Below are 14761 nucleotides of genomic sequence, written 5' to 3'. Positions count from 1 at the left end.
CGGGCAAAGCCGCTAACCTGAACGACTGGCGATCATTTCCAGCCCGGAGCGACCCCCTACAAACGTGATGCACTGGTTTTCCTCTTCCCCAATACTGCTTTTATTCTTGCCGCTGGCGGGAAGCGCGGTCAGTGGCGTACAGACCGCCCCGCAATCCTGGTATGTTCAGCAGGCTCAACATCCGTTTGATAATGATGGTGATTCTCTGCCCGATCTCGGAATGACGCCCGACAAAGGCAGCAGTGAAAAACATCTGGCCGAAATGGCGAAAGCCTTTGGCGAAGCCAGCATGACAGACAACGGGCTGGATACCGGGGCACAGGCGCGCCAGTTCGCCTTTGGTCAGTTGCGCGATGTGGTGAGCGATGAGGTAAACCAGCAGGTAGAGTCCTGGCTGTCGCCCTGGGGCAAAGCGACCATTGATGTCAAAGTTGATGACAAAGGGGGCTTTAACGGTAGCCACGGCGACTGGTTTGTCCCTTTGCAGGATACGTCCCGCTATCTCAGTTGGAGCCAGCTTGGTCTGACCCAACAGGATGAGGGTCTGGTCGGTAACGTGGGGATTGGTCAGCGCTGGATTTCCGGTGACTGGCTGCTGGGGTATAACACCTTCTACGACAACCTGCTTGATGAAAACCTGGCCCGTACCGGGCTGGGGGCTGAGGTGTGGGGACAGTCGCTGCGTTTTTCCGCCAATTACTATCAACCGCTCACCGACTGGACGTATCGTTCGGCAACGCTCCAGCAGCGCATGGCGCGCGGCTATGACATTACCGCTCAGGCGCGTTTACCCTTCTGGCAGCAACTCGATACCAGCGTCAGTCTGGAACAATACTTTGGTGAGAGCGTGGATTTATTCGACTCCGGGACGGGGTATCGTAATCCGCTGGCGGTAAAAGTGGGGCTGGATTACACCCCCGTACCGCTGGTAACGCTCTCGGCGCACCATAAACAGGGAGAGAACGGCGAAAGTCAGAACGATTTAGGCCTGAAACTGAATTATCGGTTTGGTGTTCCTCTCTGGAAACAGCTTTCCGCCAGCCAACTGGGAGAAGAGGCCTCTTTGCGCGGCAGCCGTTACGATAATCCGGTGCGCGATACGGTGCCGGTATACGAATATCGCCAGCGCAAGACACTCTCAGTATTTCTCGCCACACCGCCCTGGGATTTACAGCCTGGCGAAACGGTGGCACTTAAACTGGATATCCGCAGCACGCACGGGATACGCGAGTTACGCTGGCAGGGTGATACTCAACAGCTTAGCCTGACGCCGCCTGCTCATCCCAGCAGTACGGAAGGCTGGTCGATCATTATGCCGAAGTGGGATAACAGTGAAGGGGCGACCAATGAATGGCATCTGTCGGTGATTGCCGAAGATGAAAAGGGTCAGCGCGTCTCATCCAATGAGATTGTGCTGACGCTGACGCCACCGCTGGTTGACACCTCCGGCGCGACGCCGCGCTGGGATCTGACGGCGCCTGACAATTAGAAAATGCGTTCCTGATGAACCCAGACCGCTGCTTCCACGCGGGATTTAAGACGCATTTTTTTTAGCATATGTTTTACGTGCACTTTTACCGTACTCTCGGTGATGTCCAGGCGACGGGCAATCATCTTATTCGGCAGACCCTGCGCGATAAGCTTAAGAATGTCGCGTTCGCGCGGCGTTAACTGACTGATATCGCGATCCGAAGTTGCACGATTGGCGCGCAGGCTGGCAGCCAGAACTGGGGTTAACGCATCGCTCAGGACCATTTCACCCGCTGCGGCCTGCTGGAGGGCTTTGAGTAAATCTTCTGGCTCCATATCTTTAAGGAGATAGCCATCGGCGCCGCGTTTAAGGGCAGTGACAACATCCTCTTCGTGATTCGATACGCTAAAAACCACTACGCGACCCGACAGCGTTTTCTCACGCAGTTTGTCCAGCGTTTCAAGGCCGTTCATCCCCGGCATATTCAGATCTAACAGAATCAGGTCCGGGTCCAGATCCTCCGCCAGTTCGATGCCTTGTTCGCCATTGCTGGCCTCGCCGACGACGGTGATTTCAGGCGACATGCTGATAAGTTGCTTGACGCCGGTACGCAACATCGGGTGATCATCGATGAGCAAAATGGTAGCCGGTTCCTGGTTAGTCATAGTTATCTCCTTGCACAGATGAGAGAAGATTTTCGGGAATAAACGTCACGGTTACCTCGGTGCCGCCGGACTCACGCCGTCGAACCTGGCAATCGCCACGTAAACTTTGCGCACGGTCGCGCATGATAATCAAGCCATAATGGTTTGTTCGCGCTGCGTTTTCCGGCACGCCACAGCCGTTGTCGCGAACTTGCAATATTACCCGTTTTTCCTGCTGGACGACCGAGACGATGACCTCAGTCGCGCCGGAATGTTTCAGCGAATTGCTCAAGGCTTCGCGGGCAATTTGTAATAAATGGATTGCCTGATGTGAGGGCACGAGACGCGCGGGGAGCTGGTAATCCAGCCTGACCTGAAAACCGAAGCGCGCGCTGTATTCCTGACAACTGGACTCCAGGGCCGGGCGTAGTCCAGGCTCTGTTAATTGTAAGCGGAATGTCGTCAACAGCTCACGCAACTGCGCCCATGAGGTATTGAGCTCGTTTCGGATTTGCCCCAGCAACTGCTGGCTACTCTCAGGCAGGTCGCCGCCCTGCATCTGCAAACAACTGACCTGCATCTTCATACAGGAGAGAGACTGGGCGATGGAGTCATGCAGTTCCCGGGCGATGGTTGCACGCTCTTCCATCACCATCATCTGCTGCAGATGTTCCTGATGACGGTCCAGCGCCAGCGTCGCGGTTAACTGCTCGACAAGCGTATCCACCAGTTGTTGCTGATCGTGGCTAAGATGCCTGCCGTGGGGGAGCTGCGCGAGTAGCAAACCATATTGTGTATGGTTGTCCGCCAGACGCCATTTCAGAGTGGAACTGCCGCCAGCGGGAGCAGGCAGGATGCCGCGCGGACATAAATGGCAGCCCCGATCATCACAGGTAATATCCGAATGGCAGGTGAATTCCTGGTGGTTTTTCTCATCTTCCATGTCGTAAACGCGCAGCTCAATATCATGCAGCAGCGTCAGGTTTTGCAGCCCGTGAAGCACCGGTGATAAACGTTCGCACAACGGAATACGCGAATGCAGGCGATGGTTGGCCTGCCACAGGAAAGAGAGAATCTGGTTTTTTTGTTCAAGTCCGGCGGTTTTTTCCTGAACGCGCTGTTCAAGGACGGCGTAACTTTCCGCCAGTTCTTCCGACATATTATTCAGTGCGGTACCGAGGGTCGCCATCTCATTGCGTCCGCTGATTTGTGCCCGCCGGGTAAAGTTACGCTGACTGACCGCCTGAGCCATTTTAAGTAACTGTTCCCACGGCTGGAGCAGGCGGGCGCGAAGCCAGACAACGGTAAAGAGCAGCAGTAAGCCCAGCAAGATGGCCATCACCCGATGCAGGATCACAACGCGCGCCATGCGCTGTTCGGTGCTGTGATCGAAGGCGGTAACCAGCGTGTCGATTCGATTAACGTAGGTGGTTATTTTATCGGTGACAGCCTGAGGCTCCTGGGCCTGCTTAAGGGCTGGAGCGACCTCGTTGCGCCAGAAATGTTGCAGCGCCTCTAACTGCTCTTGCTGCCCGTCACGTTCGGCGACATCGGCCAGTTCAGAACTGAACGCCGTTTGCTCCATCTCTTTGAGTAATACGTCGTCTGCCGGGCGTAGCGGCACGCTTGCCAGCAGCCGATAACTTTGCATACGCAGCGAGCCCGCTTTGTTGATGGCGTGGGCACTACCCTGAACGCCTAGCACCAGCCAGCCGGAAACCGCCATGCCCGCCACACCGATAACCGTCGACAGCAGCATGGTCAGCGCGACCTGGTTAACCAGGGAGAGCGGTGTAAAGAGGCGTTTAAGCATAGAGGGCAAGGCTCCGGCGCACGGAAATAAAGAGTGGTCGATATTGTCCGCCATACCCTGAGGTATACCCATACCTACAAAGAAGTACTCCTTTATCGTTGCCGGTATCCATAAAAGGAGTGGGTCTTTTCCATCAGGCGACAGGGTTGTGAAAAACCACACTTTTTTAAGAAAAACGATCTACTCACTAATGAGCATGGCGATTTTTTGCTCGTTGTTACGCACACTTTTCCTTTGATTTATATCAACTTACCTTGCGCTGTAAAAACTAATGTGGCCTCGTCAAATCAATAACCAGAGGTGTCTATGAGTCACTCTTCTACCCCCCAAAGGGCGTCAGGCCGAGTTATTAGCGACTGGCGTCCGGACGATCCGCTTTTCTGGCAACGACAGGGACACGGCATCGCCAGTCGTAACCTGTGGATTTCGGTTCCGTGTCTGTTGCTGGCGTTCTGTGTGTGGATGTTGTTTAGCGCTGTTGCCGTAAACCTGAATAAAGTTGGCTTTCAATTTTCGACTGACCAACTCTTTATGCTGACGGCTTTACCGTCCGTGTCGGGTGCACTGCTGCGCGTACCGTACTCTTTTATGGTCCCGGTATTCGGTGGCCGCCGCTGGACCGCGTTCAGTACCGGCATTCTGATCATTCCCTGCGTCTGGCTGGGCCTGGCGGTTGAAGATACCTCAACCCCATTTAGCACGTTCATCATCATTGCGCTGTTGTGTGGTTTTGCCGGAGCGAACTTTGCCTCCAGTATGGCGAACATCAGCTTTTTCTTTCCAAAAGAGAAGCAGGGGAGCGCGCTGGGGATTAACGGCGGTTTCGGTAACCTGGGCGTGAGCGTGATGCAGCTTCTGGCACCGCTGGCTATTTCGTTTTCAATGTTTGCTGTGTTTGGCGCAACGGGTGTAGCACAGCCTGACGGCAGTATGATCTTCCTGGCGAATGCCGCATGGGTATGGGTGCCGTTGCTAGCCGTCTTTACCCTCGCCGCCTGGTTTGGCATGAACGAACTGACCGCCTCGAAGGCGTCACTGAAAGCACAGTTGCCGGTGTTAAAGCGTAAGCATATGTGGATCATGAGCTTTCTCTATCTGGCAACCTTTGGTTCGTTTATCGGCTTCTCTGCCGGTTTCGCCATGCTGTCGAAGACCCAGTTTCCGGACGTAGTCATCATGCATTACGCCTTTTTTGGCCCACTCATCGGCGCGCTCGCCCGTTCTGCGGGTGGGGCGCTGTCGGACCGGCTGGGGGGGACGCGTGTCACCCTGGTGAACTTCATCCTGATGGCTATTTTTAGCGCTTTACTGTTCCTGACGCTGCCAACCAACGGCGCGGGCGGGAATTTTATCGCCTTCTTTGGCGTCTTCCTGATGCTCTTCCTGACGGCCGGGCTGGGCAGTGGTTCTACCTTCCAGATGATTTCAGTCAATTTCCGCAAGATGACGCTGGAACGGGTGAAAAACGCTGGCGGCAGTGAAGCCACGGCGCTGCGTGAGGCGGCAACCGAAACCGCTGCTGCACTGGGCTTTATTTCAGCTATTGGGGCAATTGGCGGCTTCTTTATCCCGAAAGCCTTCGGCACCTCGCTGGCACTCACCGGCTCCCCGGCGGGCGCAATGAAAGTCTTTCTGGTGTTTTATATCGCCTGTGTGGTGATCACCTGGGCTATCTACGGACGGAATTCTAATAAAAAGTAAGTAAATGTTGATTATCCTTGCGCGGGCCTGGCTCGCGCTTTTTTTTTTTGAACCTTATTTAGTTACAACATACTTTAAGAGGGATTTACCCACAACAGTGAAAAACCCTCGTCTTCAGGGGGCTATACTCCTTAATACCTGCTTAGCGCATTTTTTCTCGTTTGCTGTCATTTCAGTGATTTATTTTCTTTATATATCAATAAATTAAATTTAAAAACATTCTACCCTTTTGGGGGTAGATAGTGATTTCCCTGCCTTTATGAAGCCCTTACAGCTTGATCGCCATCAATTCTTCACGCCTTTCAGAGCGTTACTTTCGCCGCAAATGCTGTAACCCCTAATTTGTGCAATGTCGATTTATCAGAGAGCCGTCAGGCTCCATACAGGAGAAACCCGATGAGTAAATTCCTGGACCGATTTCGCTACTTCAAGCAGAAGGGCGAAACGTTTGCCGATGGGCACGGCCAGCTTCTCGAAACAAACCGGGACTGGGAGGATGGATACCGCCAACGCTGGCAGCACGATAAAGTCGTGCGTTCTACTCACGGTGTAAACTGCACCGGGTCTTGCAGCTGGAAGATTTACGTCAAAAACGGCCTCGTTACCTGGGAAACCCAGCAGACCGACTACCCACGTACCCGCCCTGATATGCCAAACCATGAGCCACGCGGCTGCCCTCGCGGCGCCAGCTACTCCTGGTATCTTTACAGTGCGAACCGCCTGAAATACCCGCTGATGCGCAAACGCCTGATGAAAATGTGGCGTGAAGCGAAAGTGGCACACCCTGATCCGGTGAACGCCTGGGCCTCGATCATTGAAGATGCTGATAAAGCGAAGAGCTTTAAACAGGCACGCGGACGCGGTGGTTTTGTTCGCTCCTCCTGGCAGGAAGTGAATGAGTTGATTGCGGCCTCTAACGTCTACACCGTGAAAACCTACGGTCCTGACCGCGTGGCAGGCTTCTCGCCGATCCCGGCGATGTCGATGGTCTCCTATGCTTCCGGCGCACGCTACTTGTCGCTGTTAGGCGGTACCTGCCTGAGCTTCTACGACTGGTATTGCGACCTGCCGCCAGCCTCGCCGCAGACCTGGGGTGAGCAGACCGACGTTCCGGAGTCCGCCGACTGGTATAACTCCAGCTATATCATTGCCTGGGGTTCCAACGTACCGCAGACCCGTACCCCGGATGCCCACTTCTTTACCGAGGTCCGCTACAAAGGCACCAAGACCGTTGCCGTAACCCCGGACTATGCCGAAATCGCCAAGCTGTGCGACCTGTGGCTGGCACCGAAGCAGGGCACCGATGCGGCAATGGCACTGGCGATGGGCCACGTCATGTTGCGTGAATTTCACCTCGATAACCCGAGCCAGTATTTTACCGATTATGTGCGTCGCTATACCGACATGCCAATGCTGGTGATGCTGGAACCGCGTGAAGGATACTATGCGGCTGGACGTATGCTGCGCGCATCGGATCTTGTGGATGCGCTGGGCCAGGAGAATAACCCGCAGTGGAAAACCGTTGCGCTCGCTGATAACGGCGAAATGGTGGCGCCGAACGGTTCCATCGGTTTCCGCTGGGGCGAGAAGGGCAAATGGAACCTTGAACAGCGTGATGGCACGACCGGTGTTGAGACGGAGCTGCAACTGAGCCTGTTGGGTCGTCAGGATGAGATCGCGGACGTTGGCTTCCCGTACTTTGGCGGCGACAGCACCGCGCACTTTAGTAAGGTTGAACTGGAAAACGTTCTGCTGCATAAACTGCCGGTTAAACGCCTGCAACTGGCCGATGGCAGCAGCGTGCTGGTGACCACCGTTTACGACCTGACCCTGGCGAATTATGGCCTGGAGCGCGGTCTTAATGATGAAAATTGCGCCACAAGCTACGACGATATCAAAGCCTATACGCCGGCTTGGGCTGAAAAAATCACCGGTGTTACCCGCGCCAATATTATCCGCACCGCCCGTGAATTTGCGGATAACGCCAACAAAACGCATGGCCGCTCGATGATCATCATCGGGGCCGGGATGAACCACTGGTATCACCTCGATATGAACTACCGTGGGATCATCAATATGCTGATCTTCTGCGGCTGTATTGGCCAAAGCGGCGGCGGCTGGGCACACTATGTAGGCCAGGAAAAATTGCGCCCGCAAACGGGCTGGCAACCGCTGGCGTTTGCCCTGGACTGGAACCGTCCGGCGCGCCATATGAACAGCACCTCCTACTTCTATAACCACTCCAGCCAGTGGCGCTATGAAACCGTCACCGCGCAGGAGTTCTTGTCGCCGCTGGCGGATAAATCACGCTACACCGGTAGCCTTATTGATTTCAACGTTCGCGCCGAACGTATGGGATGGTTGCCATCGGCACCGCAACTGGGCACCAACCCGCTGCGTATTGCCGAAGCGGCGAAAAAGGCAGGTATGTCAGCGGTGGATTACACCGTGAAATCCCTGAAAGAGGGCGCCATGCATTTTGCGGCGGAGCAGCCAGAAAACGGCAAAAACCACCCGCGTAACCTCTTTATCTGGCGTTCAAATCTGCTGGGCTCCTCCGGTAAAGGCCACGAGTACATGCTCAAGTATCTGCTGGGTACGGAAAACGGTATTCAGGGTAAAGATCTCGGCAAGCAGGGCGGCATGAAGCCGGAAGAGGTGGAGTGGAAAGATAACGGGCTCGACGGCAAGCTGGATCTGGTGGTGACGCTGGACTTCCGTCTGTCGAGCACCTGCCTGTACTCCGACATCGTACTACCGACGGCAACCTGGTATGAGAAAGACGATATGAATACGTCGGATATGCATCCGTTTATTCATCCGCTGTCTGCTGCCGTTGATCCGGCCTGGGAGTCTAAAAGCGACTGGGAGATTTATAAAGCGATTGCCAAAAAATTCTCCGAAGTCTGCGTGGGCCACCTCGGTAAAGAGACCGATCTGGTGACCCTGCCGATTCAGCATGACTCTGCCGCTGAACTGGCGCAGCCGCTGGATGTGAAAGACTGGAAAAAAGGCGAATGCGATCTGATCCCAGGTAAAACCGCACCGCATCTGATTGTGGTTGAGCGTGATTATCCGGCGACTTACGAACGCTTTACCTCCATCGGCCCGTTGATGGAGAAAATCGGTAATGGCGGTAAAGGCATTGCCTGGAACACTCAGAGCGAAATGGACCTGCTGCGTAAGCTCAATTACACCAAAGCGGACGGCCCGGCGAAAGGCCAGCCGATGCTTAACACAGCGATTGATGCCGCAGAGATGATCCTGACGCTGGCACCGGAAACCAACGGCCACGTGGCGGTCAAAGCCTGGGCGGCGCTCAGCGAATTTACCGGTCGTGACCACACGCATCTGGCGACGAACAAAGAAGAGGAGAAAATCCGCTTCCGCGATATCCAGGCGCAGCCGCGCAAAATTATCTCCAGCCCGACCTGGTCCGGCCTTGAAGATGAACATGTCTCTTATAACGCAGGCTATACCAACGTTCATGAGCTCATTCCATGGCGTACTCTCTCCGGTCGTCAGCAGTTGTATCAGGACCATCAGTGGATGCGTGACTTCGGTGAAAGCCTGCTGGTCTATCGTCCGCCCATCGACACCCGTTCAGTGAAAGAGGTGATGGGCGAGAAGTCCAACGGTAACCCGGAAAAAGCGCTCAACTTCCTGACGCCGCACCAGAAATGGGGGATTCACTCCACCTACAGCGACAACCTGTTGATGCTGACGTTAGGCCGCGGTGGTCCGATTGTCTGGATGAGTGAGACAGATGCCAAAGAGTTGGGTATCGAAGATAACGACTGGATTGAAGTCTTTAACAGCAATGGTGCCCTGACTGCCCGTGCAGTGGTCAGCCAGCGCGTACCAGCCGGGATGACCATGATGTACCACGCTCAGGAACGTATCGTGAACATTCCGGGGTCAGAAATCACCGGTCAGCGCGGGGGTATCCATAACTCAGTAACCCGAATTACGCCAAAACCGACCCATATGATCGGCGGCTATGCCCAACTGGCCTATGGCTTTAACTACTACGGAACGGTTGGTTCCAACCGCGATGAGTTTGTGGTGGTACGTAAGATGAAGAACATTAACTGGCTGGATGGCGAAGGCAATGACCAGGTACAGGAGAGCGTAAAATGAAAATTCGTTCACAAGTTGGCATGGTGCTGAACCTCGATAAGTGCATCGGCTGTCATACCTGTTCCGTCACCTGTAAAAACGTCTGGACCAGCCGTGAAGGGATGGAGTACGCGTGGTTTAACAACGTGGAAAGTAAGCCCGGCGTTGGTTTCCCTAATAACTGGGAAGACCAGGAAAAATGGAAGGGCGGCTGGATCCGTAAAGTGAATGGCAAATTGCAGCCGCGGATGGGTAACCGTCCGATGCTGCTGGGAAAAATTTTCGCCAACCCGCATCTACCGGGCATCGACGATTACTACGAGCCGTTTGATTATGACTACCAGACGCTGCATACCGCGCCGGCTGACAGCAAACACCAGCCAATCGCCCGTCCGCGCTCGCTGATCACCGGCCAGCGGATGGATAAAATCACCCGTGGGCCAAACTGGGAAGATGACCTGGGCGGCGAGTTTGAGAAGCTGTCGAAAGACAAAAACTTCGAAAACATGCAGAAGGCGATGTACGGTCAGTTTGAAAACACCTTCATGATGTATTTGCCGCGTCTGTGCGAACACTGTCTTAACCCGGCGTGCGTGGCGACCTGCCCGAGCGGCGCGATCTACAAACGTGAGGAAGACGGCATTGTGCTGATTGATCAGGATAAGTGCCGCGGCTGGCGTATGTGCATCACCGGTTGCCCGTACAAGAAAATCTACTTCAACTGGAAGAGCGGTAAATCCGAGAAGTGCATCTTCTGTTATCCGCGTATCGAAGCCGGTCAGCCAACGGTCTGTTCCGAAACCTGCGTAGGCCGCATCCGCTACCTCGGCGTGTTGCTGTATGACGCGGATGCCATTGAGCAGGCGGCAAGTACAGAAAACGAGAAAGACCTCTATCAGCGCCAATTGGATGTGTTCCTTGACCCGAACGATCCGAAGGTTATCGAGCAGGCAATTAAAGACGGCATTCCGCTGAGTGTGATCGACGCGGCTCAACAGTCGCCGGTGTATAAAATGGCGATGGACTGGAAGCTGGCGCTGCCGCTGCACCCGGAATATCGCACGTTGCCAATGGTCTGGTACGTGCCGCCTTTGTCACCGATTCAGTCTGCGGCGGATGCAGGTGAGCTGAGCAGCAACGGTATTCTGCCGGATGTGGACAGTTTGCGCATCCCGGTACAGTACCTGGCAAACCTGCTGACCGCAGGGGATACCGGGCCAGTGCTGCTGGCGCTGAAACGTATGCTGGCAATGCGTCACTACAAACGTGCGGAAACCGTGGACGGCAAAATTGATACCCGTGCGCTGGAAGAAGTGGGCCTGACCGAAGCACAGGCGCAGGAGATGTACCGTTACCTGGCCATCGCCAATTACGAAGATCGTTTTGTGGTCCCGAGCAGTCATCGTGAGCTGGCGCGCGAAGCGTTTCCTGAGAAGAGCGGTTGTGGCTTTACCTTTGGTGATGGCTGCCACGGTTCGGACAGTAAATTCAACCTGTTCAACAGCCGTCGCATTGATGCCATTGATGTTTCAGTGAAAACGGAGCCGCACCCATGATTGAGCTGGTCGTTATTTCCCGTCTGTTGGAATACCCGGATGCTGCTCTGTGGCAGCATCAGCAGGAGTTGATCGAGGCGCTGCAATCGTCAACGCACTTCACGGCGTCTCAGTCACAAGGTGTTATCGATTTTCTGCAGCAGTTGACCTCGCAGGATCTGCTGGATGCCCAGGCAAACTACAGCGAACTGTTTGATCGGGGGCGCGCCACCTCATTGCTCCTCTTCGAGCACGTACACGGCGAGTCCCGCGACCGTGGACAGGCGATGGTCGATCTGCTGGCGCAATACGCCCGGCAAGGTCTGGAGTTGGACAGCCGCGAGTTGCCGGATCACCTGCCGCTCTATCTGGAGTATCTGGCGCAACTGCCGCCGGCGGAAGCGTTGGGCGGATTGCAGGACATTGCGCCGATCCTGGCGCTGCTGAGCGCTCGTCTGCAACAGCGCGACAGTCACTACGCGATGCTGTTTACACCGCTGATCGAACTGGCGAATACCGCTATCGATCAACAAAAAGTGGCTGAAAAAATCGCTGATGAAGCGCGTGATGATACCCCGCAGGCGCTGGATGCCGTCTGGGAAGAAGAGCAGGTGAAATTCTTTGCCGAACAGGGGTGTGGCGAATCTGACATTGCTGCGCATCAACATCGCTTCGCTGGCGCTGTCGCACCGCAGTACCTGAATATCACAACCGGAGGACAGCAATAATGCACTTCCTGAATATGTTCTTCTTTGATATGTACCCGTACATTGCCGGGACGGTGTTTCTGGTGGGGAGCTGGCTGCGTTATGACTACGGCCAGTACAGTTGGCGTGCCGGTTCCAGCCAGATGCTGGACCGCAAAGGAATGGTGATTTGGTCAAACTTGTTCCATCTGGGGATCCTCGGCATCTTCGCCGGGCACTTCCTGGGGATGCTGACGCCGCACTGGATGTACGAATCCTTCCTGCCCATCGAAGTGAAACAAAAAATGGCGATGATTGGCGGTGGGGCCAGCGGTGTGATGTGCCTGGTGGGCGGTATCATGCTGCTGAAACGCCGACTGTTCAATCCGCGGATCCGCGCGACATCCACGGCGGCCGATATTCTGATCATGACTTTGCTGATGGTGCAGTGTGCGTTGGGGCTGTTAACAATTCCTTTCTCCGCACAGCATATGGATGGCAGCGAAATGATGAAGCTGGTGGGCTGGGCCCAGGCCGTGGTGACGTTCCACGGCGGGGCTTCCGCGCATCTTGACGGGGTAGCGTTCATCTATCGTGTGCATCTGGTGCTGGGGATGACGCTGTTTGTGCTGTTCCCGTTCTCGCGGCTGGTGCATATCTGGAGCGCGCCCGTTGAATATCTGACGCGCAAATATCAGATTGTCCGCGCACGCCGCTAACTGGACCGTGTTTTGATTCCAACCCCGCACTCGCGGGGTTTTTTTTCACCCCAACCCTGGTTGTTACCTGCGGCGGCAAAAAGAATCAATACGCCGCCCATCAGTTGTGTGGCATTGAGCGTATGACCAAAGACCAGTTTATCGACCACAATCGCAATCACGGGATAAATGAAGGAGAGCGATCCTGTGATGGGAGTTGGCAGCTTCTGGATCGCGCTGTAGAGCAACTGGTACATCACGCCGGTGTGTACGATCCCAAGAGTAAATAGGATAAGCCACGGATAGTCGGCGGAAAACACAGGTCTGCCGGTCAGTGGCAACAGGAGAACAACCCCGGTTAACACCTGGATAAAGGCAATATGCTGCGGCGCTATCCCGGTGAGTTTGCGGGTGATGATTGCAGTTAGCGCATAAAAAAAAGCGGCGCTCAGGGCCAGCACAATACCAGAAAACCACTGTGCGGAGTGGCCGGACGTGAGCTCGCCGGAGAGCAGAATCACCACCCCTGCGAAGGCCAGAAAAAGCCATCCCCATTTGACCAGGCTGACCCGCTCACCCAGCGCCATCCCCATTAAGACCAGCATGAACGGCTGCGTATTGTAGACCACTGTCGACAGGCCAATCGAGATACGACTATAGGCGGCGAACAGCAATAGCCAGTTGACGACCAGGGCGATACCGCCCGCAATGGCTAATGCCAGCGTGACTTTAGTCAGCGGACTAAAGGGCTGTTTACTGGCGCGTATAAAGATAAACAGTGTGAGTGCGCCGATCAGGCATCGCCAGAAAACCACTTCCGTGACCGGTAATCCCGACAGCAAAACGAATGCGCCAATGGAACCGGAAATCAACATCGCCAGGCTCATCTGCCAGACGCCTTTTTGCCTGTTATTCATAAATCACCTCCTGAATGATGGCCCATATTGTCGAAAATGGCAGGCCACTTTTACAGAGATGATGTAAGGTGAAATTTGCGTATGACGTTTATTAATTAGGTAAAACCAATGGAAAACCTTATCGATGAGATCGACCGACAAATTCTGGCGTGTCTGGTGGAAGATGCGCGGATGTCGCTAAAAGTATTAAGTGGTCGCGTCGGGCTGTCGTCACCCAGCACGGCAGAAAGACTCAAGCGCCTGGAAGAAAGGGGGGTGATTGAGGGGTACGCGGCGCAGGTGAATCTGGCGGCGTTAGGGTATACCTTGCAGGCGCTGGTACGTGTTCGGCCATTGCCGGGGTTATTACAGAAGGTGGATAAGTACATTCAGGCGATGCCCGAATGTATCGAGAGCGATAAGGTCACCGGGGAGGATTGTTTTGTTATCCGGCTGGTGGTGCGCTCCATCGAACAACTGGATACATTGCTGGATGGTTTAGCGGAATACGCACAGTGCAACACCTCGATTGTGAAAAGCTCGCCGGTCAAACGCCGGTTGCCGCCCGTGTAATGATTTTAAAGCCTCGATGCGTTGCGTTTATTCGACCTGCGGGCGGCTAGCCCTGATAAGCGCAGCGGATCAGGGAAATGTTTGTTTGCGCTGCTCCACGCCCTTCGGGTCGTTGCCTGCGGCAACGCTTTCTCGCTGCGCTCGAATCGAACCTTAGTCGAAGCTTCTCATCCTTCCCTGCATGGGGAGGATATGTGCATTGAGGATTTGATTTGGCAGCGTGCTAGATGAAGTGATGGTGGTGGGGGAAGGATTCGAACCTTCGAAGTCGATGACGGCAGATTTACAGTCTGCTCCCTTTGGCCGCTCGGGAACCCCACCAGGGGTAATTCATATTGTCTGGAACTGCTTTGAAGATGGTGGTGGGGGAAGGATTATTCGTCGCTTCGCTCCTCACCCTTCGGGCCGTTGCCTTTGGCAACGTTGTCTCGCCTTCGCTCGACTCGAACCTTAATCGAAGGTTCTCACCCTTCCCGATAAGTGCAAACTTCGCAAACTCTCACCGGTGTTACCACATTGCAGTGGTCAATAATGGTGGTGGGGGAAGGATTCGAACCTTCGAAGTCGATGACGGCAGATTTACAGTCTGCTCCCTTTGGCCGCTCGGGAACCCCACCACGGGGCA

General features: G+C 54.8%; 10 protein-coding genes, 2 tRNA genes and 2 other RNA genes. 7 read left to right on the top strand and 7 right to left on the bottom strand.

Features of this window, described 5'->3' with window-relative positions; translation table 11 throughout:
* Window positions 1-67: 67 nt before the first annotated feature.
* Window positions 68-1489 (top strand): YchO/YchP family invasin, encoded by a 1422-nt coding sequence (locus tag ACS0RQ_RS14840; RefSeq protein WP_271851220.1) that lies wholly within the window; start codon window positions 68-70, stop codon window positions 1487-1489.
* On the opposite strand, the gene narL is transcribed toward ACS0RQ_RS14840, so the two are convergent.
* Together narL and narX are read right to left on the bottom strand one after the other, a co-directional pair.
* Window positions 1486-2136: a two-component system response regulator NarL gene (narL, locus tag ACS0RQ_RS14835; RefSeq protein ID WP_039079179.1), complete on the bottom strand. Its 651-nt coding sequence runs from the start codon at window positions 2134-2136 to the stop codon at window positions 1486-1488. The genes ACS0RQ_RS14840 and narL overlap by 4 nt on opposite strands.
* Window positions 2129-3928 carry a nitrate/nitrite two-component system sensor histidine kinase NarX gene (gene narX / locus ACS0RQ_RS14830; protein ID WP_271851219.1) on the bottom strand — a complete coding sequence of 600 codons (1800 nt, stop codon included), beginning with the start codon at window positions 3926-3928 and terminating at the stop codon, window positions 2129-2131. The genes narL and narX overlap by 8 nt, the downstream gene beginning before the upstream one ends.
* A gap of 306 nt (window positions 3929-4234) precedes the next feature.
* Here narX and ACS0RQ_RS14825 point away from each other — a divergent pair, with 306 nt between their 5' ends.
* The 5 genes from ACS0RQ_RS14825 to narI all read left to right on the top strand — a co-directional run bounded on the left by ACS0RQ_RS14825 (window position 4235) and on the right by narI (window position 12688).
* Complete coding sequence (locus tag ACS0RQ_RS14825) at window positions 4235-5629, top strand: NarK family nitrate/nitrite MFS transporter (RefSeq protein WP_271851218.1); 1395 nt, start codon at window positions 4235-4237, stop codon at window positions 5627-5629.
* A gap of 396 nt (window positions 5630-6025) precedes the next feature.
* A complete protein-coding gene (locus ACS0RQ_RS14820) occupies window positions 6026-9769 on the top strand; it encodes a nitrate reductase subunit alpha (protein WP_271851217.1) in 3744 nt (1247 codons plus the stop codon).
* Complete coding sequence (gene narH, locus ACS0RQ_RS14815; RefSeq protein WP_039079176.1) at window positions 9766-11304, top strand: nitrate reductase subunit beta; 1539 nt, start codon at window positions 9766-9768, stop codon at window positions 11302-11304. Before ACS0RQ_RS14820 ends, narH begins: the two co-directional genes overlap by 4 nt.
* A complete protein-coding gene (narJ, locus tag ACS0RQ_RS14810) occupies window positions 11301-12011 on the top strand; it encodes a nitrate reductase molybdenum cofactor assembly chaperone (RefSeq protein ID WP_271851216.1) in 711 nt (236 codons plus the stop codon). The genes narH and narJ overlap by 4 nt, the downstream gene beginning before the upstream one ends.
* The gene (narI, locus tag ACS0RQ_RS14805) at window positions 12011-12688 is read left to right on the top strand and encodes a respiratory nitrate reductase subunit gamma (RefSeq protein ID WP_271851215.1); all 678 of its coding nucleotides are present in this window, start codon (window positions 12011-12013) and stop codon (window positions 12686-12688) included. Before narJ ends, narI begins: the two co-directional genes overlap by 1 nt.
* Here the strand turns inward: narI and ACS0RQ_RS14800 are convergent.
* Window positions 12685-13584, bottom strand: a complete 900-nt coding sequence (locus ACS0RQ_RS14800; RefSeq protein ID WP_271851214.1) for a DMT family transporter — start codon at window positions 13582-13584, stop codon at window positions 12685-12687. The two genes, narI and ACS0RQ_RS14800, sit on opposite strands and share 4 nt — an antisense overlap.
* Before the next feature lie 108 nt (window positions 13585-13692).
* Here ACS0RQ_RS14800 and ACS0RQ_RS14795 point away from each other — a divergent pair, with 108 nt between their 5' ends.
* Window positions 13693-14136, top strand: coding sequence for an Lrp/AsnC family transcriptional regulator (locus ACS0RQ_RS14795; protein WP_271851213.1), 444 nt, complete (start codon window positions 13693-13695; stop codon window positions 14134-14136).
* 63 nt (window positions 14137-14199) lie between these two features.
* On the opposite strand, the gene ACS0RQ_RS14790 is transcribed toward ACS0RQ_RS14795, so the two are convergent.
* The 4 genes from ACS0RQ_RS14790 to ACS0RQ_RS14775 all read right to left on the bottom strand — a co-directional run bounded on the left by ACS0RQ_RS14790 (window position 14200) and on the right by ACS0RQ_RS14775 (window position 14753).
* A non-coding RNA gene (locus ACS0RQ_RS14790) (RtT sRNA) lies at window positions 14200-14328 on the bottom strand.
* Window positions 14329-14372: 44 nt separating this feature from the next.
* Window positions 14373-14457: transfer RNA gene (locus ACS0RQ_RS14785), tRNA-Tyr, on the bottom strand.
* Between the two features lie 36 nt (window positions 14458-14493).
* A non-coding RNA gene (locus tag ACS0RQ_RS14780) (RtT sRNA) lies at window positions 14494-14625 on the bottom strand.
* A 43-nt stretch (window positions 14626-14668) separates the two neighbouring features.
* Window positions 14669-14753, bottom strand: a tRNA-Tyr gene (locus ACS0RQ_RS14775).
* Window positions 14754-14761 lie beyond the last annotated feature (8 nt).

This window comes from Phytobacter diazotrophicus (genome assembly GCF_052061655.1).
Taxonomy (GTDB): Bacteria; Pseudomonadota; Gammaproteobacteria; order Enterobacterales; family Enterobacteriaceae; genus Phytobacter; species Phytobacter diazotrophicus.
This window is presented reverse-complemented; position numbering and strand designations above follow the sequence as displayed.